Origin of the sequence: Croceitalea sp. MTPC5 (assembly GCF_036985505.1) — a bacterium.
Classification (GTDB): Bacteria; Bacteroidota; Bacteroidia; order Flavobacteriales; family Flavobacteriaceae; genus Croceitalea.
The window spans coordinates 455,692-481,992 of the sequence record NZ_BTGQ01000003.1; the positions used below are offsets into that span (position 1 = coordinate 455,692).

At 40.3% G+C, this 26,301-nt stretch carries 21 protein-coding genes; 11 read left to right on the top strand and 10 right to left on the bottom strand.

Translation table 11 applies throughout. The annotated features are described in order from the left end of the window. Positions 1–62 precede the first annotated feature (62 nt). The 7 genes from AACM45_RS11990 to AACM45_RS12020 all read left to right on the top strand — a co-directional run bounded on the left by AACM45_RS11990 (position 63) and on the right by AACM45_RS12020 (position 7,903). A complete protein-coding gene (locus AACM45_RS11990) occupies positions 63–791 on the top strand; it encodes a type III pantothenate kinase (RefSeq protein ID WP_339142942.1) in 729 nt (242 codons plus the stop codon). Then, on the top strand, positions 792–2,057 hold the full coding sequence (locus AACM45_RS11995; protein ID WP_339142943.1) for a hypothetical protein: 1,266 nt from the start codon (positions 792–794) through the stop codon (positions 2,055–2,057). It begins immediately after the preceding gene. Positions 2,058–2,159: 102 nt separating this feature from the next. Further along, positions 2,160–3,533, top strand: a complete 1,374-nt coding sequence (locus tag AACM45_RS12000; protein ID WP_339142944.1) for a tetratricopeptide repeat protein — start codon at positions 2,160–2,162, stop codon at positions 3,531–3,533. A 2-nt stretch (positions 3,534–3,535) separates the two neighbouring features. Next, positions 3,536–4,138 carry an LPS export ABC transporter periplasmic protein LptC gene (lptC, locus tag AACM45_RS12005; RefSeq protein WP_339142945.1) on the top strand — a complete coding sequence of 201 codons (603 nt, stop codon included), beginning with the start codon at positions 3,536–3,538 and terminating at the stop codon, positions 4,136–4,138. A 1-nt stretch (position 4,139) separates the two neighbouring features. Next, entirely contained in the window at positions 4,140–4,346 is a 207-nt protein-coding gene (locus tag AACM45_RS12010; RefSeq protein WP_339142947.1) for a hypothetical protein, read from the top strand. Next, on the top strand, positions 4,346–5,635 hold the full coding sequence (locus AACM45_RS12015; RefSeq protein WP_339142948.1) for a hemolysin family protein: 1,290 nt from the start codon (positions 4,346–4,348) through the stop codon (positions 5,633–5,635). The genes AACM45_RS12010 and AACM45_RS12015 overlap by 1 nt, the downstream gene beginning before the upstream one ends. 138 nt (positions 5,636–5,773) lie before the next feature. Further along, on the top strand, positions 5,774–7,903 hold the full coding sequence (locus tag AACM45_RS12020; protein WP_339142950.1) for a peptidylprolyl isomerase: 2,130 nt from the start codon (positions 5,774–5,776) through the stop codon (positions 7,901–7,903). A gap of 47 nt (positions 7,904–7,950) precedes the next feature. Here the strand turns inward: AACM45_RS12020 and AACM45_RS12025 are convergent, their stop codons facing one another. Then, a complete protein-coding gene (locus AACM45_RS12025; RefSeq protein ID WP_339142952.1) occupies positions 7,951–8,859 on the bottom strand; it encodes a GYDIA family GHMP kinase in 909 nt (302 codons plus the stop codon). Next, positions 8,859–10,175 (bottom strand): hydroxymethylglutaryl-CoA reductase, degradative, encoded by a 1,317-nt coding sequence (locus tag AACM45_RS12030; protein ID WP_339142953.1) that lies wholly within the window; start codon positions 10,173–10,175, stop codon positions 8,859–8,861. The genes AACM45_RS12025 and AACM45_RS12030 overlap by 1 nt, the downstream gene beginning before the upstream one ends. Before the next feature lie 132 nt (positions 10,176–10,307). Between AACM45_RS12030 and AACM45_RS12035 the strand changes: the two genes are divergently transcribed. After that, positions 10,308–12,467, top strand: a complete 2,160-nt coding sequence (locus AACM45_RS12035; protein ID WP_339142954.1) for a S9 family peptidase — start codon at positions 10,308–10,310, stop codon at positions 12,465–12,467. 17 nt (positions 12,468–12,484) lie between these two features. Beyond that, on the top strand, positions 12,485–14,020 hold the full coding sequence (locus AACM45_RS12040; RefSeq protein ID WP_339142956.1) for a peptide MFS transporter: 1,536 nt from the start codon (positions 12,485–12,487) through the stop codon (positions 14,018–14,020). A gap of 2 nt (positions 14,021–14,022) precedes the next feature. On the opposite strand, the gene AACM45_RS12045 is transcribed toward AACM45_RS12040, so the two are convergent. The 5 genes from AACM45_RS12045 to surE are packed head-to-tail and all read right to left on the bottom strand — an operon-like array spanning position 14,023 to position 18,809. Then, the gene (locus AACM45_RS12045) at positions 14,023–16,041 is read right to left on the bottom strand and encodes a ComEC/Rec2 family competence protein (protein WP_339142957.1); all 2,019 of its coding nucleotides are present in this window, start codon (positions 16,039–16,041) and stop codon (positions 14,023–14,025) included. Next, positions 16,041–16,580, bottom strand: a complete 540-nt coding sequence (locus AACM45_RS12050; protein WP_339142959.1) for a C40 family peptidase — start codon at positions 16,578–16,580, stop codon at positions 16,041–16,043. Before AACM45_RS12050 ends, AACM45_RS12045 begins: the two co-directional genes overlap by 1 nt. A 32-nt stretch (positions 16,581–16,612) precedes the next feature. Next, positions 16,613–17,722 carry a lipid-A-disaccharide synthase gene (gene lpxB / locus AACM45_RS12055; protein ID WP_339142961.1) on the bottom strand — a complete coding sequence of 370 codons (1,110 nt, stop codon included), beginning with the start codon at positions 17,720–17,722 and terminating at the stop codon, positions 16,613–16,615. A 27-nt stretch (positions 17,723–17,749) separates the two neighbouring features. Next, the gene (locus tag AACM45_RS12060) at positions 17,750–18,037 is read right to left on the bottom strand and encodes a hypothetical protein (RefSeq protein WP_339142962.1); all 288 of its coding nucleotides are present in this window, start codon (positions 18,035–18,037) and stop codon (positions 17,750–17,752) included. Further along, on the bottom strand, positions 18,030–18,809 hold the full coding sequence (surE, locus tag AACM45_RS12065) for a 5'/3'-nucleotidase SurE (RefSeq protein ID WP_339142963.1): 780 nt from the start codon (positions 18,807–18,809) through the stop codon (positions 18,030–18,032). Before surE ends, AACM45_RS12060 begins: the two co-directional genes overlap by 8 nt. Positions 18,810–19,008: 199 nt before the next feature. Between surE and AACM45_RS12070 the strand changes: the two genes are divergently transcribed. Next, the gene (locus tag AACM45_RS12070; protein WP_339142964.1) at positions 19,009–21,204 is read left to right on the top strand and encodes a carboxy terminal-processing peptidase; all 2,196 of its coding nucleotides are present in this window, start codon (positions 19,009–19,011) and stop codon (positions 21,202–21,204) included. 46 nt (positions 21,205–21,250) lie between these two features. On the opposite strand, the gene AACM45_RS12075 is transcribed toward AACM45_RS12070, so the two are convergent. Next, on the bottom strand, positions 21,251–22,228 hold the full coding sequence (locus AACM45_RS12075; RefSeq protein ID WP_339142965.1) for an L-threonylcarbamoyladenylate synthase: 978 nt from the start codon (positions 22,226–22,228) through the stop codon (positions 21,251–21,253). 107 nt (positions 22,229–22,335) lie between these two features. On the opposite strand from AACM45_RS12075, the gene AACM45_RS12080 reads away from it, so the two are divergent. Next, a complete protein-coding gene (locus tag AACM45_RS12080) occupies positions 22,336–23,154 on the top strand; it encodes a DNA/RNA non-specific endonuclease (RefSeq protein WP_339142966.1) in 819 nt (272 codons plus the stop codon). Here the strand turns inward: AACM45_RS12080 and rodA are convergent. Next, the gene (rodA, locus tag AACM45_RS12085) at positions 23,151–24,431 is read right to left on the bottom strand and encodes a rod shape-determining protein RodA (RefSeq protein WP_339142968.1); all 1,281 of its coding nucleotides are present in this window, start codon (positions 24,429–24,431) and stop codon (positions 23,151–23,153) included. The two genes, AACM45_RS12080 and rodA, sit on opposite strands and share 4 nt — an antisense overlap. Next, on the bottom strand, positions 24,421–26,289 hold the full coding sequence (locus AACM45_RS12090; RefSeq protein WP_339142969.1) for a peptidoglycan D,D-transpeptidase FtsI family protein: 1,869 nt from the start codon (positions 26,287–26,289) through the stop codon (positions 24,421–24,423). The genes rodA and AACM45_RS12090 overlap by 11 nt, the downstream gene beginning before the upstream one ends. Positions 26,290–26,301 lie beyond the last annotated feature (12 nt).

The window sequence follows — 26,301 nt, forward strand, 5'->3', positions numbered from 1 at the left end:
GTTGGGGCATCCAAAAAACCTTAGTAATCCATGGTAGGCATATTTGTTCGTAATTTTGGCATATGAATTTAGTGGTGGATATTGGTAATACCCTGGTCAAGTATGCCGTATATGATAAAAATCGATTGGTAGTTGGCCATAGCTGTGAGTGTAACTTCTTTTTAAGCATGGTCAAAGAGATCTTTGAAGTATACCCTAAAATCGAACATGCATTGATTGCCTCGGTAAAAAATCTTGAAAACAAAGAATACGAGGTGCTTTCCCTTTTCTGTAAAGTTCACCTACTATCCCACAATTCAAACATACCCTTTGTAAATAAGTATGCTACGCCTGAGTCTTTAGGTATAGATCGAATAGCCCTTGTTACAGCGGCTTTTTACAACTATCCCAAGACGAATGTACTGGTCATAGATGCGGGTACTTGTGTTACATACGATTTTATAAATGAAAAAAAAGAGTACTTCGGCGGTGCTATTTCACCAGGCATGATGATGCGGTACAAGGCCATGAACAATCTGACGGCAAAACTCCCCTTATTATCGCCAGAAAGTACCGATGGTTTCATTGGTGATTCTACCGAAAGTTGTATGCATATTGGCGTGATCAATGGACTTGTACAAGAATTGGAAGGGGTCATTAATCAATATAGGGAACGCTTTAAATTTTTAACAGTTATTTTAACAGGCGGCGATGCCCATTTTTTTGCCAAACGGTTAAAAAATTCCATATTTGCGAATTCTAAATTTCTGTTGGAGGGGCTAAATTACCTGCTGGAGTACAATAAAAGCTAGATGGTTAAAAATTTTCTGATTATAGGCATTTGCCTAGTATCTTTTACTATATACGCACAAAACGGAACAATATCCCCTTTTTCTACTTTTGGTGTTGGTGATTTTAGAAATAATGGTACCGTTGAGAATCAGATGATGGGCGGTCTCAGATTGTATGCCGATAGTATTCATGTGAATTTAAGAAATCCCGCGGCCTACTCAAAACTAAAATTAACGGCGTACAGCGCCAATATTTCGCACACGGAATTTCGTCTTGAAGATGCCAACGAGAGTCAAAGGGCGTCAGTAACCAATCTGGATTATTTAGCGGTTGGTTTTCCAATCGCAAGAAATGCCGGAATTGGCTTTGGGTTAATGCCATTTTCTTCGGTGGGCTTCAGCTTGCTCTCTGAAGATGTAAATACCGCCAACCAAAATGTGACCAATGTTTTTGCCGGTGAAGGTGGTCTTAACCGCGTGTTTTTATCCTTAGGGTATGAACCGGTTAAAAATGTGGCTATCGGGGCGACCATCAATTACAATTTCGGTACTTTAGAGTATGAGCGTGCACAAAGTATTGAAGATATACTTTTTGGCTCAAGGGATATCAGAACCTCAAGAATCACAGGTTTTGACTTTAATTATGCACTAAGTTTCACCCCGAAAATAACGAAAAAACACACCTTGTTCAGTCATATTGGTGTAGATACCCAAGTCAACCTGGTTTCTGAGAATAGTGAACGAATTAGTTCTTTTTCAATAGCCAATGGTAGTGAGATCGAGGGTGCCGATGTTGATTTGGCTGCCTTGGGATTAAGCAATACAGAACTGAAAATACCGACCATAACCACTATAGGGCTCGGTTACGGCGAAGATAAAAAGTGGTTTTTTGGTGGGGAATATAGTTTTCAAGCCTTGAGCTCGTTTTCCAATGATTTTTTAGGCCAAGAAAATGTGGCGTACCAAGATGCAAGTACCATAGCGGTCGGAGGTTTTTTCATTCCTGATTACCGATCTATTTCCAGCTATTTGAAAAGGATTACCTACAGGGCCGGTATGCGTTATGAACAAACAGGTCTTTTAGTGAACGATAAAGAGATAAATAACTTTGGCATAACTTTTGGATTTGGTCTACCACTAGGAGGTAATTTTTCAAATTTGAACGTCGGTTTTGAGTTGGGAAGAAGAGGGACAACGGATGCCGGATTGATTGAGGAAAGTTATCTTAAACTGAATGTAGGTTTATCGCTCAACGATAAATGGTTTATTAAAAGAAAAATAAATTAGATAGTATTATTTTAAATATTTCGTAAATAACCTTCGGTTGACAAACCTGTTTCAAGCTAGTTATACAAAAATTTGTACATTAACGACTTTAAAATTAACACGATGAAGAAGAAACACTACTTAACGATGTTTGCGGTTATTATGTCGATGGGATTAAGTATGGCCCAAGCACAAAACCCAGAATGCATGACCAACCTTTCTATTTTTGCAGAACACGCAAAAGTAAAGAATTATGATGCGGCTTACGAGCCTTGGAAAAAGGTCTATGAGGCTTGTCCAGATTTGAACAAAGCGATTTATTCTTATGGGGAGCGGATTTTGAAACATAAGATAAAAAATTCTTCAGGGGCTGATAAAGATGGTTACGAACAAGATTTGTTGACCATGTTCGATGCTAGCCACAAGTACTTTCCCAAGAAATTTACCAAGGCAGATGTAATGAGTGATAAGGTCATTTACAAAAGCGACAATAATATGGCTTCTGATGACCAAATGTATGAGATGATCGAGCCAATGTTCGATAGTGATTTAAAAAGTATCGATAACCCTAAAGTACTGTATATCTATTTCTCAAGTTTGGTGAACTTGCATGAAGCGGGTAAGAAAGACTTACAAGAAGTATTTGATGTCTATGATGAGGTTACCGAGCAAAATGAGGTCATCAATAAAGGGTATACGGATAAAATCAATGGCTATCTTCAAAAAGAGGAAGCGGGCACTTTGACCGCGAAGGAAAAAAGAAACTTGGGTATCTACACCCGTAATTCAGAACTTTTGGGTAAAGTGGCCGGTAGTATTGACGCCAAGCTTGGTAAGCTGGCAGACTGTGAGAACCTTATTCCACTATACGAGAAGAGCTTTGAAAGTAAAAAAGACGACATCACTTGGGTGAAAAGAGCAGTAGGTAGAATGTATTCAAAAGAATGTACCGACGATCCTATGTTCAAGAAGTTGTTCGAGGCACAGTTGGCACTAGACCCCTCTGCTGACGCTTATTTCTATTCAGGGGTACTAAAGTCTAAATCAGGGGATAGTAATGGTGCGATTGCAGACTTTAACAAAGCAGTTGAATTGGAAACCGATAGCAACAGAAAATCCGATATACTATACAAGGTGGCTGGTATGATGCGAAAGAGAGGCAATAAGTCACAAGCAAGAAGCTACGCACAAAAAGCCATTAATTCAAATGCTTCGAATGGCAAAGCGTATTTGTTGATTGCGAATCTTTATGCCAGTAGTGCAAATGCCTGCGGTAGCACGCCATTTGAAAAAAGGGCCATTTATTGGAAAGCCGCTGAAATGGCACGTAAAGCTGGTCGGGTAGACCCATCAATCAGTGGAAGGGCCAATCAATCGGCAGCAAGTTACAATGCCAAAGCACCCGATAAAACAATGATCTTTAACGCAGACATGGCCGGTAAAACAGTGACGTTTAACTGTTGGGTCGGTGGTAGTGTGAAGGTACCGAGTTTATAAGGGTGACGAATAAGAATACATATAAGTTAAAGCGATTTGCCACGGTAGTTACTGTGGCAATCCTTTTTTTGGGCTGCAAAGACAATTACAAAAGGGTCGGTGATGAGGCTGCTGCGAATATCTATCCGCAGGGAGTGGCGAAGAATTTTACCCTAACCTATTCTGAGGCGACCAAAGAGATGACGACCCTAGATTCTGCCTCGACAAAGGTGATTGCAATACTAAAGAGCCCATTGAATAAAGATTTTGATAACCTTAATTTCAAGTTCAAAGAGTTTCCAGAGGGCCTACAAGTTGATTTTTTTGACGAGAACAACCAAAAAAGTGTCATAACAGCAGACTATGGTATCATCTATTCGCAGACCAATATCATAGACCTGCAAGGCAACGTAGTTATTAATGTCCACGATGGAAAAAGATTGGAAACACCACAGTTGTATTGGGACAGGTCTAATAAATGGATTTTCACTGAAGAAAAGTTCACGTATACCAACCCCGAAGAACAGACCGTAATGGATGGTCAAGGCATGGATTTCAATCGTGATTTCACTTTTTTAAAAGCCCATAAAACATTTGGTTTAATGACAATTTCAGAAGAAGAATAATATGGTTAAGATTTTGAAGTATACGGAGTATTTATATTTGGTCGTGGCCATTGCATCGATTTATAAGATCATTACACTTTGGCAAACCGCCCCGAAGGAAACCTATATTTTTATATTTTTTGCCGTAGTATCTTTGGCCATGTTCCTTTTTAGAAGAAAGTATCGCAAAAGATTTGAAAAGAGAACCGAAGAAAACAAGGGTCGATAGTGTTCGCTTCAATACTCATTATTTCGCTTTCACTGCTGTTTTCGGCATTTTTTTCAGGTATGGAAATTGCTTTTGTCTCGGCGAATAGAATTCATATTGAGCTTGAAAAAAAGCAAGAGGGGGTTCTCGCCAAAGTTTTGGCTAGACTCACTGAAAAACCTTCTAAGTTTATTGCGACAATGCTTATTGGCAACAATATCGCTTTGGTCGTATACGGTTTCTACATGGGTGACTTGTTACTTGATTGGTTTGCCGGTTTTCTGCCGAGTAATCTGAATTTTATCAATCTTGCTTTAACTGACTTTAGCTTACTGACCCAGACCCTGATCTCGACACTTATTATTTTGCTTACTGCAGAATTCTTGCCCAAGGTCTTATTTCAAATTTACTCGAACACTTTGTTGAAGTTTTTTGCTGCCCCTGCCTACTTTTTTTACCTTTTGTTTTCTGCCATCTCTTGGTTCGTTATAAAAGTCTCTGATTTTATTTTGAAGGCATTTTTCAAAACCGATGGTGATGAAGTTCAGTTGGCGTTTACCAAGCTTGAGCTTGGCGATTACATTACGGAGCAAATGGAATCGGTTGAGGAGGAAGATGAGGTGGACTCAGAAATTCAACTTTTTCAGAATGCCTTGGAATTTTCCGAGGTCAAGGCGCGTGAAGTTATGGTCCCGCGAACTGAAATTATCGCGGTCGAACTTCATGAGACCCCTAAAAATTTGGTCAAGCTCTTTACGGAGACAGGCCTTTCGAAAATATTGGTCTATAAAGAAACGATCGATGAGATTATCGGGTATGTACATTCGTATGAATTATTTAAAAAGCCTAAAACGATAAAAGGTATTTTACTTCCTGTCGAATTGGTTCCTGAAACCATGTTGATACACGATATCTTAAATGCACTGACCAAAAGACGTAAAAGTATAGCCGTGGTTTTAGACGAATACGGTGGTACGGCCGGTATGATGACCGTTGAGGATATTGTAGAGGAATTGTTCGGTGAGATAGAGGATGAACATGATACCACTGATTTATACGAAGAACAACTTGATCAAAAAACCTTTAAGTTTTCAGCAAGGTTAGAGGTAGATTATATCAATGAGAATTATAAATTAGAGCTGCCAGAAGGGGATGAGTATGAAACGCTGGGTGGTCTTATTACCAATGAAACAGGCGAGATTCCCGAACAAAATGAAGAAATTCGAATAGCGGATTTTCTATTTGAAATCTTAGAGGTTTCAAACAACAAAATCGATTTGGTCAAGGTGCAGTTGTTGAACGAGTATTGACTTAAACTTTCGCAATAGAAATGGAGGCCCTGTAAATGATATCATTTCAGACAAAAACATCACCTCGTTTTTAGCTTTCTTAATTGAAAAGAAAATGGTATTTTCGCCCACTGAAAATTACGATAAAGTAGACGGTAAATGGCAATTTTAGAGAATATTAGAAAGCGAACTACAGTATTGATCCTTATAATAGGTATGGCTCTGTTCGCCTTTGTTATTTCAGGTGTTTTTACAAGTGACGGTCTTTCCGGAGGCAAGGTGGGATCGGCTGTAGCCGAGGTAAATGGTGAGACGATAGCGATAGATGCCTTCAGGCAAAAGGTGGAACAGGCTTCTAGACAGTACGGACCGAATTTTTCTTCTACCCAATTGGTTAATACGGTTTATGATCAAGAAATCAGAAGAACTATCTTAAACCAACAATTTGAGGATTTGGGTATTGATGTTGAAAGTGATCAGATCGTTGAGTTTATCAAGAATACGGGTTATGCACAAGACCCCACTTTTCAAGATGACAATGGGGTATTCAATGAAGAGGTTTTTAGAAGAACGATTGCAGATTGGAAAGAGACCAATCCGTTGGCCTATGATAACTGGTTGAACATTGAGAAGTCAATCATGCAATCGGCAAAAGAACAATTGTATTTCAATTTAGTGAAGGCAGGTGTTGGTGCCACACTGGCTGAGGGTGAATTTGATTACAAATTAGCCAATGACAAAGTAGATATCCAGTATGTAAGGGTGCCTTATAATTCAATTGCAGATAGCACGATTCAGGTTTCCAAAGAAGAAATCAATGCTTACATAAAAGAAAACAAAGAAGATTATAAACAAGAGAAGGCAAGGGACCTTAGGTTTGTCTTTTTTGAGGAAAAACCCTCTTTGGAAGATGAAAATAGGGTAAAGGATGATGTTGCTTCCCTGCTGAACGATAGTGTTGAATACAATCAAGAACGCAATACGACCGATACAATTTTGGGTTTTGCAAAAACGAAGGATATTGCCGCTTTTTTAGATCGAAATTCAGATACTAAGTTCGACACCATTTTCAAGGCCAAGAATGAGTTGCCTGCGGTAGTGGCTGATACCCTGATGAATTTGCCGGTAGGTTCGGTCTATGGTCCCTATCGCGATGGTGATAGTTTCAAGGTCTCGAAAATTACCGATAAGATTGCCGATGGCAGTGTGAAATCAAGCCATATATTGATTGCCTATGCCGGAGCGGAACGGGCTGCCCCTGATATTACAAGAACAAAAGAAGAGGCCGAGAAAGAAGCAGAAAGAATGCTGTCGGAAGCCAAAAAGGCGGATGCCGATTTCGCACGATTGGCAAAGGAAAACTCCGATGATCCCACTGCGGCCCAACGGGCTGGTGATATCGGTTATTTTCAAGAATCAAACCTTGGCTTGGCAGAGGCCTACAGAAAGTTTCTGTTCGCCAACGATCTTGGTGACATCGGTTTGGTCGAGACCCCTTTTGGCTTTCATGTGATAAAAATCGACGATAAACAAGATATCGTGCAGGTTGCCACTTTATCCCAAGCTATCGAAGCATCTGAAGAGACTATAAATACATTATTTACTGATGCTACCAAATTCGAGATGTCTGCCATAGATGCAGAGGCGAATGCTTTTTCAGATGTGGCCAAAGAAAGCGAGTACACCGTTCGACCGGTAAACAAAATCAAGGAGATGGACGAAAACCTACCCGGTCTTTCCAGTCAACGTGCCATTGTACAATGGGCATTTAATGATGATACTGAAGTGGGTGATATCAAAAGGTTTGATTTGACCAGCGGTTACGCCGTCGTACAACTGACCAAAAAGCATCAAGAAGGGGTGATGTCGGCTGAAGATGCCTCAGCAACCGTTTTGCCCAAAATACGTAAGGATAAGAAAGCAGCGCAGATTATTGCTGAAAATAAAGGAAGATCGATGGATGATATTGTTTCCAACAACGGGTTGACCATCTCAAATGCCTCTTCATTGACCAGAAATTCCCCGACCATTCCAGGTGCAGGTAAAGAACCGTTGGTCGTTGGTAAGGCCTTCGGACTGGAAGAGGGGCAGGTATCTGACTTGATCCAAGGCGATACGGGCGTATTTAAAATAAAAGTAACTAAAAAAGAAGCCGGCGTCAGTCTACCTAACTTCAGCACTTTTAGTGATGCATTGTCCACTTCGAATAGAAACGCCGTTAATTCCTCAGTTTACAATGCACTGAAAGAAGGAGCTGAAATTGAAGACAGCAGGGCTGTTTTCTATTAAAGCTTAATTTAGTATTACTAAAATATAGGGTTATGAACGTGAATCGGTCATAGCACCATTTCCTGATAAGGAATAATAGTTTTGAAACCCCTGGACTTGAAATAGTCAGGGGTTTTTTCATTTCCTGATGCCAATACAAAATCCCCTCCCCAGCCCCCAAGACTTTTGATGACGCCGTCAAAATCACTGAATAGTTGCGATTGAACGGTTTTAATTTTTAAAGCGGATGAAAGAACCTCTTCATGGATCTGGAGTAATTCTTGAAAGTCAGCATAACTCTTGGTACGCACAATACCTTCAGTAATGTCAGATATTTTTTTCAGCAATACCGATTTCTCGACGTTTTGATTCTTGTAATTGGCAATAGCTTCCCGGCTATTTTGCTTCTTATTCAAGTAAACAAAGTAAAGGAAGGTTTTGAATTCGGGATTAAAATCAACTTTTTTGACTATAGGTCTTCCTTGAATTAATTGATATGAAATTGGATGATCGTATTTGGCGCAGGCCAGATCATAACCGCTGCCCCCGAAAGTATATCGTAAAAGCCGATAGGGATCTACAGATGCCCAATCGGCGATATTGTTGATTAAGGTAGATGAAGACCCCAATCCCCAATTACGGTCAAAAGTAAGGGTTGTAGTGACGTCGTATCCTTCGGTGTTTTCTAAAAAACCCGGATTCAGTTTTTGGGCTTTTCTTAAAATATTCGACAGTGTAGCTGCAACGTTTTCATCCGTGGTCTGTATTGCTTTCAAGGATTTTGAATCAAAACTTGCCTCAAACCAAAGACTACCATCACTATTGATGCTTTTCCAATTGATATCATCAGAAGTCTTGGGGTCTACGTTTAAATATTGGCCGTATTTCGTCGGTACGGCCAAAGAAAGTCCGCCGTCTAAAACGGCATACTCCCCGGTGAGTAGAAGTTTTCCATTACTGTAGAATTGTTGCTGCATTAGTCAGCCTTGATTTTTTTAAGTGCTTCTTTAACCGAGGCATTGGTAACTACGGTATCTTTGAAATAGTCTACTAGTCTCTCTTTTTCCTCTTCCGTCGCACCTAATTGATTGAGCATATTGAGTAGGTGCATTTTCATATGTCCTTTTTGAATGCCTGTGGTTACAAGGGAGCGTAACGCGGCGAAATTTTGAGCAAGACCGGCGACTGCTACTATTTGCATCAATTCTTCGGCAGTAGGCTTTTGAAGGATTTCTAAGGCTAGTTTCACCATAGGGTGTAATGAGGTAAGGCCCCCAACGGTTCCCAGTGCCAGAGGCAACTCGATCCAAAATCGAAATTCCCCATTTTCAATAACGGCATGGGTAAGGCTTGAGTACCTTCCATCTTTAGCAGCATATGCATGAACACCGGCCTCAACGGCCCTAAAGTCATTTCCTGTGGCCAAGACCACTGCGTCAATACCGTTCATGATCCCTTTGTTATGTGTTACCGCCCTGTAGGGTTCTATTTTGGCGATGTTTACGGCTTGTACCATCTTTTTTGCAAAATCGATTCCAGATAAACCCGCTTCGTCCAAGTTGTTCAATGGGCAGCTCACTTCTGCACGAACTACGCAATTGGGTACATAATTGCTCAAAATACTCATCACGATTTCAATACTCCCTTCTTGGCTTGAAAATCGATCGTAAACCGCGGCTTTCTGTTTTAGTGTTTTTGCAAACTGTTCTAAACAAGAATTTATGAAATTTGCCCCCATGGCATCCATGGTTTGAAAAGTACAGTGCAGTTGATAGTAGTTTTCTATGGAGTCGGTCTTATCAATAAGTCGAACGGAACTAATACCACCACCTCTTTTTTCCATACTTTGGGTAATGGTTTTAGCGTCATCAAAAAAGGCATTCTTATGGGTTTTGAAAAACCGCTCTAGTTTTTCTTTATCCCCTTTATACATAAAATGTACTTGCCCCACTTTTTCGGTTCCAACAATGGTGGTTTTGAACCCACCTTTGTTTAGCCAAAATTTTGCCGCCTTGCTAGCCGCTGCAACGACGGAACTTTCTTCAATGGCCATGGGCAGGGCGTAAAGCGTATCGTTGATCAGAAAATTTGGGGCAATTGCAAACGGTAGATAATAGTTCGAGATTGTGTTCTCGATAAACTCGTCATGTACTTTTTGAACGTAGGAATTCGTGTTCCAATAACGTTTTAGGACACTTTTGGCCACTTCTGGGTTACTCGTATATTGTGTCGCAATCCAATTGATTTTTTCTTCTTTGGTCAGCTTTGAAAATCCTTCTACAGGGGTACGCATAAAGTGTAATTAAAGTTTCAAAGATACCAAAAACGATATCCGCTACCCTTGTTGTAGTTCATTTGGGAAAGTAAAGTTTACTATTCGACAAATAATTAGTAAACTTGGTAGTTTTTAAACCACTTTCAAAATATGCGAAACACTACTATTCTGTCCATTTTCATGCTCTCCTTGACCATTGTGGTAACTGGGCAAAAGAAAAAGATTACCATTGAAGAAATATGGAACGGAACCTTTAGAACAGAAAGAATAGATGCCCTTCGCTCCATGAAAAACGGAAAGCAGTACACCGTTCTGAATATTGATAGAAGGTCGAAGACCAGCAGTATCGACAAGTACGATTACAAAAGTTTAAAGAAGATAGAGACCATAGTCGCTTCAAATGAAACGATACCCTATTTTACCTCGTATGAATTTAGTGACGACGAATCAAAGGTGATTTTAGCAACAGAGGTTGAGGCGATATTCAGGCGTTCACGATTGGGCATTTACTACGTTTATGACATTGATGCACAGCGTATGGTCAAGATCGCCGATCAAAAAATACAAGAACCTGAACTGTCACCTGATGGTTCTCAGGTGGTTTATGCCTTTGAAAACAATCTTTACCTATTTGATGTTAGTTCGAATAGTACCCGCCAAATAACCACTGACGGCAGCTATGGTACGATTATCAATGGTATTACGGATTGGGTCTATGAAGAGGAATTTTCCATTGTACAAGCTTTTGAATGGAATAGCGATGGCAGCAAGATTGCTTTCATACGATTTGATGAAACCAATGTGCCCCAGTTTTCAATGGATGTCTATGGCACCAATCTGTATCCGACCCAAAATGAATTTAAGTATCCTAAGGCGGGGGAGGCCAATGCTGAGGTAAGCCTACATTTGTACGATGTCGAATCGAATGTGAAATCAGAGGTGGATTTGGGTGACGCCTATTACATTCCGCGTATTAAATGGATGAATGATCCCAATTATCTCAGTGTTCAAACCATAAATCGCCATCAAAACCACTTAAAACTGCGTGAGGTCAATGCCAAAGAAAATACGGTTTCGGTTTTATTGGAGGAAAAAGATAAGGCCTATGTTGATATTCATGACAACCTAACCTTTTTGGCTGATGATAGTTTTATCTGGACAAGTGAAAAAGATGGTTACAACCACCTCTACCTATACGACCAAGAAGGTAATTTAATGAATCAGATTACTAAGGGGCCTTGGGAAGTGACTATATACTATGGATATGATCAAAGTGAAGATCGAATTTATTACCAATCCGTCGAGAATGGCAGTATCAATCGAGACATTTACAGTATCAGTTCTGGAGGAACCGATAAAAAACGATTGTCTTCAAAAACAGGAACGAATTATGCTGCATTCAGTACCGACTACACTTATTTTATCAATTCTTTTTCGAGCGCGACGACACCAGCTGAATATACCCTACATAAAGCTTCAAATGGCAAGCTGGTAAAAGAAATTAAAGATAATAAGGCTTTATTGACAAAGTTGGCTGATTATAGGCTCGTACCCAAAGAGTTCTCTACGATCAATATCAATGGTAATGATTTGAACATGTATATGCTCAAACCGGCTGATTTTGATCCTGAAAAAGAATATCCGTTGTTGATGTTTCAGTATAGTGGTCCGGGCTCACAGCAGGTTGCCAATCGTTGGATGACCAGCAACGACTATTGGCACCAACTATTGGTTTCTGAAGGTTATATAGTAGCTTGCGTAGATGGTCGGGGTACGGGTTTAAAAGGGCGTGATTTTAAAAAGGTAACCTATATGAACTTGGTGAAATACGAAACCGAGGACCAAATTGCAGCGGCAAAAAAACTGAGTGAACTACCCTATATTGATGAAAAGCGGACAGGAATCTGGGGGTGGAGCTTTGGGGGTCATATGAGTACGAACTGCCTTTTAAAGGGGAATGATGTTTTTGAAACGGCGATAGCGGTGGCCCCTGTAACGAGCTGGCGATTTTATGATACCATCTATACCGAGCGGTTTATGCGCACCCCCCAAGAAAATCCGGAAGGATATGATAATGAGTCCCCATTCAACTATCCCGAACTGTTGAAAGGCAATTATTTATTGGTTCACGGTTCTGGCGACGATAACGTACACGTTCAAAATTCCATGCGAATGATAGAAGCCTTGGTGCAAGCGAATAAACCGTTTGATTGGGCGATATATCCCGATAGAAACCATGGTATTTACGGGGGTAATACACGATTGCATCTGTTTACCAAAATGACCAATTTCATTAAAGCCAAACTTTAACCAAACCAATTTAAGATATGTCAGAAGTAGTGAGACCAACAGGAGAGAACGAATTATTCGGACATCCAAAGGGATTGTTCTATCTGTTCTTCGCAGAATTGTGGGAACGTTTCAGTTTTTATGGAATGCGTGCTTTGTTGACCCTGTATATGGTGCAGGTCATATTCGAAGCATTGGCAGAAAGGGATTTTGCAACTGCGGCTGTCTACGCCTCTTATGGTTCGCTTGTTTATGCATCAACCGTGATAGGGGGTCGCATATCAGATAAGATTCTGGGTATGCGAAACTCGATTTTTCTCGGTGGTATCCTCATGTCGATTGGTCATTTTGTTTTGGCGATTGAAAATAATATTGCATTCTTTTTGGCACTTTCGTTCATCATAGTCGGCAACGGTTTTTTTAAACCGAATATCTCCACTTTCGTGGGTACCCTTTATAAAGATGGAGATACCAGAAAAGATTCTGGGTTTACCATTTTTTATATGGGTATTAACATCGGTGGATGGGTGGCTCCTTTATTATGTGGTTGGTTAGCGGCAAAATACGGATGGCATTACGGTTTTGGTCTTGCCGGAATAGGAATGCTTACGGGGCTGTTATTTTTTTGGAGCGGAATTAAAAAAGGGGTTTTCGGACAAAATGGACTTCCTCCAGCAGATAGCAATATCGATAGAAAGGTCATGGGAATTTCGCAACGAATCTTAATCCCAATTTTGGCCTTTGCCTCTGCCCCCCTAATTGCTTATTTATTATCAGCATATAAATCTTTGGGCGCTGAAGGCACTTTTTTTGAAGATCAAAATATTGTCAATGTTATTTTTAAGTTGATTGGTATTTCAATTTTGGCTTATTTGGGATATATCATGTATCAAGCGACTTTAGAAGAACGCAAGAAACTTTTTGTCGCTGTTTTGATAACCGTATTCATGACGATTTTTTGGGGCTTTCATGAGCTTTCAGGAAGCGTTATCACCTTATTTGCGGCTAGAAATGTATCGTTGGATGGTATCATGTCGGCCTCACAGACCAATTCACTCAATTCCATGTGGATCATCATTTTAGCCATACCCATTTCCATGATGTGGACCAAGCTGGCAAAAAGTGGAAAGAATCCTAGAACGCCTTACAAGTTTGGGTTGGGATTGCTTTTTGCGGGAATCAGTTTTTATATTTTGGCATTAAGCGGTAGCAGTGCCAATGAAAACGGTCTAGTACCATTTGCCTACCTCTTATTGATGTATTTTTTACTGTCGGTTGGTGAGTTGTTCATGTCTCCGGTAGGTCTTTCTAAAATAACCGATCTTTCACCAAAACGTATTGTGGCCTTTATGATGGGCGTTTGGTTCTTATCTTCAGCTTTTGCATTTCAGGTTGTTGGTTTCATCGGAAAACAGCTGGCAATCGAAAGTACCGACAAGAATATTGGTGGTTTTGAAACTTTAGAGGTCTACACCGGTGGTTTTGAGCTAATCGCGTACTATTCGATAGGTGCGGGAATATTGGTGCTCTTGGCATCACCATTAATCAAAAAACTAATGGGTAACGTGCATTAGACTTATTTCATGTCAAAATAATAAGCTCCCTTTTCACCGGTATAGTGAAAAGGGATTTCTTTTTTAAGACAAGTAGCTTTCCACCTTTTTACGTAACTTTTATAATTACTGGCGTCAACCAAAATCAAATCGGGTTTTAGCATGTTTAATAAACGTTCTAAATTGATTTTTGGTGATTGTGTCAATAACAAATAATCAACCTTGCCAGTGGAAGGATACACGCCTATACTATCGACGATGTATAGTTTTCGGTGCGCTATACCATAGCTGTTTTGAAGTGGCTTATGTTTGATGGAAGCTATGCGCTCCGCTATCCTATAATTGGAAAGTAAATACTCAAGAGGCTCATTTTTGTGACTATAAACCTCTAAAAGACTTCCCTTTTGATGTAGAATTACGCTATTGGCGGTCTGATTGACCAAAACAAAACCTTCTTTTTTGTTTGAGGTATATGTGGTAAAAACCAAATAGCCTTGAAATCCGATGATACCTAAGGCTAAAGCGGATACGTTCTTAAAACTTGATTTCGACAGCACTAAGATTAGCGCAATCACGCCAAAATACCCTATAAATAATTGTACCGTATCAAAAGGGATATCCTTAAACAGAAAACTTTCTTGTCTTGCGACCCAACTGATTGTTGAATTCATAAACCCAATAAGGGAATTGTACAAAACTACAAGTGGTTCAAAAAGAAGATTTAGACCGGCTAATACCAAGACTAATATCCCAATGCCAAGAATGATACCTAAAAAGGGAACAATCAATAAATTTGAGACGAAGAATAACGCCGGAAACTGGTGAAAATAAAACAGACTCAGCGGGAGAACGCCTAATTGTGCGGCAAAACTCACTGAAAGCAATTGCCATACTTTTCTAACCAACCAATTTTTCGGGTACCAGAAACGCTGTAATTTAGGATATACCCAAACAATGGCAAATACAGCGGCATAGCTCATTTGAAACCCTACCTGAAAAAGAAAGCGTGGCTTTATAAGCAAGATAAAGAATAGTGAAAGTGCTAGAATATTAAAGGTGCTTGTGGGCCTATTTAAGTATAATGTATAGGCAAGAAAACTGAACATGGTCACTGCTCGCACCACGGAAGGGGATAAGCCAGCTACAAAGGCAAATGCACAAAGAAGAATTACAATAGTGATGAGCTTTATGGTTTTTCCTTTAGGCAGTTGTTCAATAGGCTTTAGCAGAAACTGCAGTACTAAAAGCAAGATTCCGACATGAAGCCCCGAAACTGCTAAAATATGTACGGCACCTGCATTTTTATAATCACTATAGGTATCTTCTGAAATCGTATTACGTTGCCCCAGTAGTAAAGCTTGGATGACCCCTAATTCTTGTGTGCCAAAATTTTCTTGTTTGAGTTTTTGTATTAAATGTTCCCTGAAATTGGAAGCGATTCCGAAAAGGGTTTTAGAGAACTTCTTTTTTTGTAAAAAGGAACCGTTTTTGATATGGATTTGATGGTAGATTCCAAGTTTCTTCAAATAGCTTTGATAGTCAAATTGATGGGGGTTCAACGGAGGATTGATACCCGTAGTTTTCGAAAAAACCACGATTTCATCATCGACTTTGAAACCATTGTCGGTTGAATCTTTTTGGACGTTGACCAGTAATGGCCCGGTAACCTGAGTGTTATTGATATATTTCGCCGCTACAATGTAGCGATATGAAAACGCATTTGGTTTTAAAACTTCGCGGACTTTCAATGTCCATAGTTCATGGGTAAGAGTTGAATGTTTCGAATAATGGTTGATATGATTTTTAGGACTTGATACGGTTGTTGTGAATACGCCCAGAATGATAGTGGTGCATGCGGTCAAAATGCCAAAAAACGGGAATTTATCCCTGGTTTGTACACGATAGGTAAGGTATAAGAACAGTAGCGAAATACCAAGTAGAATGCTGGCGAACAAAAGCTTGGGCTGAAGATAAAAACCTATAAGAATACCGAGTATGAGATAGCAAGACAGTTTTACGGGGATAAAGCTGAAAAATCGCATTACAAAATACGGGTTGCTTTTACAAAAGCCGCATTCCAGTACCCTTCCCTTAATGACGAAACGATTACCCCGCGTGAAGTAGTGGAATGTATGAATTTGATTTCGTCATCTACCGCTACTACCAAACCTACATGATTGATGTCTTTTCCACGTTTACTCGTTTTGAAAAATAATAGGTCTCCTTTTTGAACCTGCCCGATTTTAATTCGTTTTCCTTCGTTTGCCATTTGATGGGAGACCCGCGGAAAAACAATATCGTTTTCGGTGAGGGCCACATGAACTAATCCGGAGCAGTCCATGCCTTTTTTGGTAATTCCGCCGTACCTGTAACGAACCCCTGTGAACGTCAATGCCGTTTCGATGACTTGTTCCGCTTTTTTATTCTCAAAAGTATCCTTCTTGGTTTTTTCTTCTCTTGCTAAGTCATCTTCTGAAGATTTGACGGAGACGGTCCTGGTTTTACTGTAGGTGGTTTTCTTTTTTGCGAAACACCCGACCAGTAATAAGAATGAAAGAAATATGAGGATTTTACGCATCATCCAAGAATAAAGTTTCTTCTTGGTGTATAAAATTAGGCATTTTCAACGATCAATTGTGCGGTTTTTTTACTCGCTCCTGGGCCACCTAGTTTTTTTATCAGTTGATCATAGTCCTCAAGCAGTTGTTTTCGATGTCCGTTTTCAAGGATTTTTTGAAGTTCTGTTCTCAAGTTTTCGGTATTCAGTTCCCCCTGGATCAATTCTCTTACCACTTCCCTGTCCATAATCAAATTAACCAATGAAATGTACTTGAGGGTAATAATACGTTTAGCAATTTGATATGATACCCAGTTGCCTTTATAGCAAACCACTTGGGGTACTTTGAAGAGTGCGGTTTCCAATGTTGCCGTTCCACTAGTAACCAAGGCTGCATAAGAATGTTTTAATAATGCATAGGTTTTGTTCGAAACAAAATTAACGCGGTCTTTTTTCAAGAACGATTTGTAAAATTCAGCATCTAAACTTGGTGCTCCGGCAATTACAAATTGGTATTGCTCAAAACTGTCAATTACGGAGAGCATCGTGTTTAGCATTTTCTGAACTTCCTGTTTTCTGCTTCCTGGTAGCAGTGCAATAATGGGCTTTTTTGGGTCCAACCCATTTTCCGAATAAAATTCATGGGTGTCTGGCAAATCGCTTTGTGAAATAGCATCGAGTAGCGGATGACCCACAAATTCGACATCATAGCTGTGTTTTGCATAGAACTCCTTCTCAAATGGTAAAATGACGAACATTTTGTCAATGTCCCGTTTGATTTTGTTGATCCTGCCCTCACGAGATGCCCAGATTTGGGGTGAGATATAGTAGTTGGTTCGATAACCCTTTGATTTGGCCCATTCGGCGATACGGAGGTTAAATCCTGAAAAATCAATAAAAATCACCACATCTGGATGAAACTGGGCAATATCATCTTTACAAAAACGGATATTTTTAAAAATAGTTGGTATGTTCTTGATGACCTCTAGAAAGCCCATAAAGGCCATGCTTTTGTAATGCTTTGCCAAATCGCCACCGGCATCTTGCATTAAATCACCGCCCCAACAACGAACCTCGGCTTGGGCATCTTCCCTCAAAAGTGCTTTGATAAGATTCGAGCCATGTAAATCTCCCGAGGCTTCTCCAGCAATGATATAATACTTCATTCCAGTTTCGAATTAATTTCTTTTCCCCTAAAAAATCTTATAGTACAAAATCAATAGCGCGGTCAAAATAGTGGCAATCATAACGCCGCGGGCGCGATAATCACGTCGAATTCTCAGAAACCCGAAAAATGCCACAAGGTTTAATATGGCACCAAGGGCCAGTATACTGCCTACATGACCTTGGGTAACGGCAGCGTTATAAGTTTCTACAATACCCAAATCAGAGAATAGTACGATATACAGCAATGTGCCTGCCGTATTTGCAATGAGTCCCACTAAAAAGCCGATTATGATTTCTTTTTTTTGTTTATTCATTAAGGTTCCAATTATTAATATTTTGAATAACGTGATGGGCGGTGAGGTCGAACTGGGTAGGGACAATCGAAACGTACCTTTCTTCAAGTGCATGGATATCGGTGTCATTGCCCTTGTCTAAAAGTTCAAATTCACCAGACAGCCAATAATATTCTTTTCCGGTCGGGCTGGTACGCTTATCAAATTGCTCTTTCCAATTTGCCCTTGCCTGTCTGCAGACGCGTATGCCTTTTAGGGCTTGTCCATCGGTTTTCGGAATATTTACGTTAAGTACGGTTCCTTTAGGTATGCCATTGGTAAGTGCTTCGGATACGATACGTTTTATGATGCTTCCTGCTTGACTAAAATCGGCATCCCAAGTGTAATCACACAACGAAAAACCAATAGCGGGTATCCCTTCGATACCAGCTTCGATGGCAGCACTCATGGTTCCAGAATAGATGACATTTATGGAAGCGTTGGAGCCATGGTTGATTCCGCTAAGCACAATATCAGGTTTTCTGCCCAGAAGTTCTTGTAAGGCTAATTTCACGCAATCAGCAGGAGTGCCACTGCAGCTGTATTCTTGGGGTGCCCCTTTCTCAGTATCAATGACCACGCTCTTAGAATACAGTGTGTTGTCAATAGTTATGGCATGACCCATACCCGATTGAGGGCTGTCAGGGGCCACCACCACCACCTCACCCAAGGGTCGTACAAAGTGAATCAAAGAACGCAGACCTGGGGCGGTAATTCCGTCATCATTTGTAACAAGAATAAGTGGTTTTGACATCTCGTATAATTAATATGGTAAAAATACGTTTTTCATTATGATACAACGGCTTCGGCGTTTAACAAAAAATTAAATCGGTCTCTAAAAAGCGGCATGATTTTTTCAGTATATTAGTGAATTCGTAGGTAGAATAATGCGAAATCAAAGGCACTATTTTGGCCTAGTTAAATGACGATAACACAGTTCTAAAAACGATATTATGAAAAAGAATTTTATACTGGGTTTATTGGTAATTCTTATTGCGGTTGCCTCATGCAGTTTCACAAATAAGTCTTTTGAAACCAACGATAAGGATAAATTACTAATAGACCTCATTACGTATGTCTTAGAACGGGCGCACTTTCAACCTAAAGACATCAACGATAGTTTTTCAGCCAGTGTCTATGAAGATTTTATAGATATTGTCGACCCTACCAAACGTTACTTTTTAGAGAGTGATATTCGTGAATTTGAACAATATAAGTACCAAATTGACGACCAAATCAAGAATACCGATATCTCTTTCTTTAACTTGGTATACCAGCGTTTGATGAAAAGAATGGATGAGGCCAAGGTCATTTATGCGGCAATCTTGGAAAAACCTTTTGATTATACCGACGATGAAACGATTAATATCGATTACAAAGAGGAACCCTATGCGTCCAACAAAAAGCAATTGAAAGAACGTTGGAGAAAGCAATTGAAGTACAATGCCCTAGGTGTGTATGATGGTAAATTGAAAATCAAAAATAGGATTGCCTCTGGTGGTGCCGCGGTGGGAGGTGATATTGCAAGTGTTGAGATCACAAAAGAACCTGAAGATACCGACAAGGCCATCAAGGATATGACGATTGCCGAAATCGAGGCGGCAGCAAGGGAAACCACCAAAAATACTTTAGATGAGTTTTTTGACTTTGTTGATGAGTGGGAACGTAAAGATTGGTTTGAACAATACATAAACACCATAGTCGGCGAGTTTGATCCGCACACCCTTTATTTTGCACCAGATGCAAAAGATAAATTTGATATCCAGATATCAGGTAAATTTGAAGGTATTGGCGCAAGACTACAAAAGAAACCGGAAGGGGCCAAGATAGTGGAGATTATTTCCGGCGGACCTGTTTGGAGGGATAAAAGCCTAGAAGTCGGCGATGAGATCCTGAAGGTGGGTCAAGAAGGTGAAGAACCCATTAACATTGTCGGTATGCGTCTCGATGATGCCATAAAACTGATCAAGGGCCCTAAAGGGACTATTGTAGACCTCACGGTAAGAAAGGTCGATGGCACACAAGATGTAGTATCTATTACGCGTGATGTGGTCGAATTGGAAGAATCATACGCAAAATCCGCCAAAGTGATTAAGGAAGATACCAAGTTCGGATTGATCAATTTACCCAAATTTTATGTGGACTTTGATGATTATACCGAGCGAAATGCAGCAACTGATGTGGCCAAAGAGGTTGAAAGATTGAAGCAAGAAGGTGTCGAAGGACTTATTCTTGATTTAAGGGACAATGGAGGTGGTTCTTTGAAAACCGTAGTTGAAATGGCGGGGCTTTTCATTAAAGATGGACCAATTGTTCAAGTCAAGTCTTCTACCCAAGACAAAGAAATCCATGAAGATAAGGATGAGCGTATTCAGTGGGACGGGCCACTTGTGATTTTGGTAAACGAACTTTCGGCTTCTGCCTCTGAAATTCTAGCGGCAGCGATGCAAGATTATAAAAGAGCTGTTGTGCTTGGAAGCAAGCAGACCTTTGGTAAGGGAACCGTTCAAAATGTGATTCCGCTTGATAATATCGTGCGAAGTAATGAACATGGTGACTTAGGGGCCATCAAGTTGACCACGCAAAAATTTTATAGGATCAATGGAGGGTCGACCCAGTTGGAAGGCGTAAAAAGTGATATCGTGGTACCAGATAAATACAGCTATATCGATCTCGGCGAGCGTGACCAAGAAAATCCGTTGAATTGGGATAAGATTTCCCCTGCTGATTATGAGGTATGGAATGGAAATATTGATTATGAGGCCACCGTGGCCAGAAGCCAGGCAAGAATGGCCAACAATTCCCAAATTAAATTGATTGAAGAAAATGCAAAATGGTTAAGGGATCAACAAGATGAAATGTCAGTTTCCCTTAATTACGAATCTTACAAGTCAACCCAAGAGAAGAACAGGGAGAGATCAAATTACTTTAAGGAACTTTCTAAATATGATTCAAGACTGACTTTTGAATCATTGAAATATGAGAAGGAATTGTTCACCCAAGATCCTGTTTTAAGGGAAAAACGTGATCGTTGGCACACCGACTTGGCCAAAGACGTTTATGTTGAAGAAGCGATTAACGTATTGGAAGACCTTAAATTGAATTCTTTAAAGAATACCAAGGCAAAATTAGCAAGCGTAAAAGGATAGTGTAATCGAAAATAAAATAGAAAAGCCCTGATAATTCAGGGCTTTTCTATTCGGTACCGGTTATTGCAGATCTTGTTAAGCGATCATTGATGGCTTCACCGATACCTGTATCCGGTACTTTTTCGATAAGTAAGACGTCAAGCCCTAAACCATCCAATTCACGCATGGCCGCATAAAGCTTATAGGCCACCTCGTCCAATGCACCATCACTTGACAGTACGATTTCTTTGGTTATGGCAACATCACCTTCATAGGCATTTTTGAAGCTGATCAACCCTATTTTCAAATGTTTGTTCTCGTCAATCTTTTCTGATATGGTCGAACTAAGCAGCGTTCTTGTGTTCGGTGCGTAATGGGAAGAAAGCATCCCTGGTGCCTCCAACGTTTGTGAATGGGAGTCGTATATACAGACTTCTTTATTCAAAACAGTTTCTAGATCACCTTTGGTAATGATTCCCTTTCTGTAAATGGTGGGAATTCCGTCATCATTCCATCCTAAAATAGTGGATTCCAATCCCTTTTCACAGTTTCCACCATCAAGTATCATAGGTATTTTATCCCCAAGTTGGATGTTGACGTGAGATGGTTTTGTCGGGCTGATATAACCAGAGGGGTTGGCACTTGGAGCAGCAAGTGGATAATCCAATTTTTTCAATAGCCCCAATGTCAATTTATGGTCAGGTATGCGAACGGCAACCCTGGGCAGTCCTGCAGTAACCACGTCAGGTACGATAGCTGTTTTTGGTAGTAAGAGTGTAAGTGGACCTGGCCAAAACGTATTTGCAAGCAGCCGTACCTCGTCAGTGATTACCTTGACATAAGGTTCCATAGTCTTAAAATCGGAGAAGTGTAAAATCAAGGGATTGTTACTTGGCCTGCCCTTGGTTTTAAAAATGGAGGCAAGCGCATCTGGGTCAGTACCCTTGGCAGCTAGGCCATATACGGTTTCAGTTGGTATCGCTACCAGACCACCATCATCAAGAATGGTCTTAGCCCCTTGTATATTTTTCGTTATAATTGCCATTGAAATACAAAGGGGTAAAAGTAAGCTTATGTCAAAAGATGACAAAACTTGTTCTATGTCCCTATCTACTTAAGTAATGAACCTTTTTGATAGCAAAGTTCAAATTAATGGTACAAAGAAAAATAAAAAGAAGCCGAACCATTTATACCCTACTACTGGCAGTCTGTATCATTGGTTTTTGGGTATTTGAGAATTTTTATAATCCCAGTACCTATTCCAATCCTGAATACGACGGAAAAAAGACGGTTGTCGATCATATGTTGGTGCCTAGCTCAACGACGAACAGTTTGGCAGAACACAATTTCTATATGTTATCTTATAGTGAAGGGCATGAACAGGCCGAATGGGTTGCTTACGAGCTTAAGAAAGAGCATCTAACTTATGATGACAGAGAAAGACCATACTTTATAGAAGATCCTAAGATAAGCTCTAAATCTGCTGATTGGCGCAACTATAAGGGTTCTGGTTATGACAGGGGGCACTTATGCCCGGCCGGTGATCGCAGATTTTCGGAATATGCTTACAACGAAACCTTTTATACGAGCAATATAGCACCGCAAAATCGCGATTTTAATGCGGGGGTATGGAATAGGCTTGAAAAACAGGTAAGACAATGGTGCAAAAGTTATGGGGACTTGTTTATAGTCACTGGGGGGATACTGGAACGGGACCTGGAAGAAATCGGTGAAGAGGATGTTGACGTCCCTAATATGTTCTATAAAATTGTTTATAGAAAGGCAGGTAAGCAGGGCAAGGCCCTTGCATTCTTAATGCCGAATAAAGAAAGTAAACAACCCTTGGATTATTTTTTAGTATCCATTGATGAAATCGAGAAACGTACGGGTATTGACTTTTTTTACCAACAGGATTTAGACTGGCAACGGCAATTGGAAACGAAGATCAATAAATCAGGATGGAGCTTTTAAAGCTCGTTCAACCTAGCTGTATCGAGCTTTAGAAAGGTGAAGAGCATGGCGGTAAAAAAAATAAGGCCTGATCCACCATAACTAAAGAAGGGTAGTGGAATACCTATTGTCGGTAAAAGACCGATGACCATGCCGATATTAATGAAATAATGAATCAACAAAATGGAGATTACGCCATAACCGTACATACGGCTAAAATCACGTTTCTGCCGTTCTGCGACGTGTATCAATCTTAAAAATAACAAGGTGAAGATGATTATGATCAATGTGGTGCCGATGAACCCCCATTCTTCCCCTACAGAACTGAAGATATAATCGGTATGTTGTTGGGGTACGAAGTCGCCCTTTGTGCGGGTTCCTTCCAAAAAGCCCTTTCCAAAAAATCCTCCAGACTCAATGGCCTTTTCTGATTGATAGGTGTTGTAACCGATCGTCTTTTTGATTTGTTCTAGTTTTACAGGGTCTTTTTCTAGGCCTAGCCATAAACCGAATCGATCACGATGTCGCTGTTCGAAGACATTGTTGAAAACAAAGTTCACCGATAGTGATATGATCAGACACGATATCAGAAATAGTACGAGTGGGATTTTTGGGATTTTCACATCCCCCCTTTTAATGAAAAAAAACAAAGAGATCAAAATTCCCAAGCCAATACATACCCAAACCACCCCAAACTTAAGTGTGCTGATAAAGAGAAGCACCAACAAAATGGACAACCCTAAATATTTTAGCGGAAGCCCTTCCCTAAAAAGCACAAAAAACAGGGCAAAATAGATTAGGGCACTACCGGGGTCTGGCTGCGGTATAATAAGAAGAACGGGTATCGCTATGATCAGAATGGCGTACCATTGATGCCTGATTTTCTTGATGTCGGTTTGTATATCACTAAGGTACTTGGCTATGGCGAGGGCAGTGGCCATTTTCGTAAACTCTGAAGGTTGAAAGTTGAAAAACCCCAGATCATACCATGAAGTGGCCCCAGCAATCGTCTTACCAAAAAGGTACAGTCCGATTAACAATACAATCGAAACGATATAGAAAATACTGGCAAAACGTTCAAAGAAAGTGGTTTCCAAAGACATGATTACAATGACCATCACGAATGAAATGCCCATAAAGAAAAGCTGTTTTCCATATGAGGTCGAAAAATCAAGTATGGAGCTTGATGCATCTGTAAAGGTGGTACTATAAATGTTTATCCAACCAAAGAAGACCAATAAAAGATAAAGAAGAACGGTTAGCCAGTCTAACCGTTTAAGAACACTTTTACCAGACATACTCGTTTATCTTAAAAGGCTCTCCGCTAAAAGGTTTTGCATACTCGTGCTCCAAAGTTTTATCCAGCATTCGCTTTTCAAGGTCTTTTCTCGTTATTTCACCCTTAAGGTATTTTTCGATTAAAAGGGAGGCAATATGACCGGCGTACCGAGCCCCATAGTACCCGTGTTCAATATAAACGGCCAAGGCAATTTTTGGATTTTCAACTGGGGCGAATGCTACAAAAATGGAGTGATCGGTAAGTTGAACCCGTTCGCCATCTATTCTTGTAAAATTCTCTACGGTACCCGTTTTTCCTGCGATTTCAATATCGGGTATTTTAAGCCATTTTGCCGTTCCGTGCCTATAAACATTGGCCATGGCCTCAACGACGGGTTCAAAATGTTCTTTGTCGATCGTGGTATAGCGTCGTTCGGTATATTTGGGGTCTATATTGGTCGTGCCATTTATTTTCTTTATCATGTGGGGGGTGTAAAAATAGCCCCGATTGGCAATAGCCGATGTCATATTTGCCAATTGAATAGGGGTAGCGGCCACTTCGCCCTGACCTATTGCGTTTGAGATAATAAAAGATGAGGCCCATCTATTATCGCCATATGCCCTATCATAATACGATTTATCGGGTATCCTTCCAGGTGCACCTGTGGGCAGATCGGTACCAAGGTAATTTCCGAGACCAAAACTTTTCATATGTTTCTCCCAAACATCCATTCCCTCATCGGTCGTTTTATACTTGGAATAAATTTTTCTGAAAGTCCCGGCGAAATACGCATTGCATGATTCGAAAATACCCGAATTTAAATTTCGCATCCCCCCGCCGCAATGACAGCCTTTTTTATTTTTTCCGACGTAGAACCCATTGTAACATCTGATTTTTGTTTCGGGTTCAATAACATTCTCTTGCAGGGCTACAAGCGCATTTAGTGTCTTGAAGGGCGACCCTGGTGAAGGTTGGGCCAATAATGAACGGTCCCAAGTCGGTTTTGCGATACTGTCGTAATGTAATTTGGTGTAATTTTTAGAACGTTCACGACCGACCAGTAATGCTGGGTCATACGTGGGGCCTGAAATCATGGTCAAAATCTCCCCTGAGGAAGGTTCTATGGCAACAATACCACCCCTCTTACCATGCATTAGCCGTTCTCCATATTCTTGTAATTCTTTATCTATGGTAATATGAAGTTCTTTGCCCAATTCAGGTAATGTATCGATTTTTCCATTTTTATAAGGACCGATATCGCGGTTAAAACGATCTTTCTGAATGTATTTGACCCCTTTTCTACCTCGTAATAACTCTTCATATTGCTTTTCGATGCCGGTTCTGCCCTTTAGTTCTCCGGCCCTGTAATACGGATTTGCCCTGAGATCAGCCTCATTGACTTCACTGATATAACCCAAAACGTTTGCTGCACCGTTCGTCATGTAGTCACGTAAAGACCTTTTCTGGATATAAAAACCAACATATTTGCGCATTTTTTCCTGTAACCCTGCATAATCCTCTTTTGCGAGCTGTGGTACAAGAACTGAAGGCAGCCGCGTAGAATAACGTCTGGCCCTCTTCATTTTTTTGACAAAGTCTTCTTTGCTGATTTTTAATAACCCACAAAACTCTAGGGTATCCAATGACTTGGTTTCCCTTGGTATGACCATCACGTCATAGGCGGGTTGATTGCCCACCAATAGTTTTCCGTTTCTATCATAGACATAACCACGTTCAGGATAATCATATACTGCTTTTATTGCTGGATCTTCCATGATTTGATTCGGGGAAAAACTGAAAAGTTGCAGATAAGACAGCCTACCGATAAAGACTATCCCGATAATCACTATGATTGATGATAAAAGTATTTTTTTCATCTTCTTATCCTA

Coding starts and splice junctions, on each gene's coding strand:
- AACM45_RS12010 (WP_339142947.1), top strand. CDS start 4,140: ATGGTTAAGATTTTGAAGTATACGGAGTATTTATATTTGGTCGTGGCC.
- surE (WP_339142963.1), bottom strand. CDS start 18,809: ATGTCAAAACCACTTATTCTTGTTACAAATGATGACGGAATTACCGCC.
- AACM45_RS11990 (WP_339142942.1), top strand. CDS start 63: ATGAATTTAGTGGTGGATATTGGTAATACCCTGGTCAAGTATGCCGTA.
- AACM45_RS12040 (WP_339142956.1), top strand. CDS start 12,485: ATGTCAGAAGTAGTGAGACCAACAGGAGAGAACGAATTATTCGGACAT.
- AACM45_RS11995 (WP_339142943.1), top strand. CDS start 792: ATGGTTAAAAATTTTCTGATTATAGGCATTTGCCTAGTATCTTTTACT.
- AACM45_RS12090 (WP_339142969.1), bottom strand. CDS start 26,289: ATGAAAAAAATACTTTTATCATCAATCATAGTGATTATCGGGATAGTC.
- AACM45_RS12070 (WP_339142964.1), top strand. CDS start 19,009: ATGAAAAAGAATTTTATACTGGGTTTATTGGTAATTCTTATTGCGGTT.
- AACM45_RS12000 (WP_339142944.1), top strand. CDS start 2,160: ATGAAGAAGAAACACTACTTAACGATGTTTGCGGTTATTATGTCGATG.
- AACM45_RS12080 (WP_339142966.1), top strand. CDS start 22,336: ATGGTACAAAGAAAAATAAAAAGAAGCCGAACCATTTATACCCTACTA.
- AACM45_RS12020 (WP_339142950.1), top strand. CDS start 5,774: ATGGCAATTTTAGAGAATATTAGAAAGCGAACTACAGTATTGATCCTT.
- AACM45_RS12075 (WP_339142965.1), bottom strand. CDS start 22,228: ATGGCAATTATAACGAAAAATATACAAGGGGCTAAGACCATTCTTGAT.
- AACM45_RS12035 (WP_339142954.1), top strand. CDS start 10,308: ATGCGAAACACTACTATTCTGTCCATTTTCATGCTCTCCTTGACCATT.
- lpxB (WP_339142961.1), bottom strand. CDS start 17,722: ATGAAGTATTATATCATTGCTGGAGAAGCCTCGGGAGATTTACATGGC.
- AACM45_RS12030 (WP_339142953.1), bottom strand. CDS start 10,175: ATGCGTACCCCTGTAGAAGGATTTTCAAAGCTGACCAAAGAAGAAAAA.
- AACM45_RS12045 (WP_339142957.1), bottom strand. CDS start 16,041: ATGCGATTTTTCAGCTTTATCCCCGTAAAACTGTCTTGCTATCTCATA.
- AACM45_RS12050 (WP_339142959.1), bottom strand. CDS start 16,580: ATGATGCGTAAAATCCTCATATTTCTTTCATTCTTATTACTGGTCGGG.
- AACM45_RS12060 (WP_339142962.1), bottom strand. CDS start 18,037: ATGAATAAACAAAAAAAAGAAATCATAATCGGCTTTTTAGTGGGACTC.
- AACM45_RS12025 (WP_339142952.1), bottom strand. CDS start 8,859: ATGCAGCAACAATTCTACAGTAATGGAAAACTTCTACTCACCGGGGAG.
- rodA (WP_339142968.1), bottom strand. CDS start 24,431: ATGTCTGGTAAAAGTGTTCTTAAACGGTTAGACTGGCTAACCGTTCTT.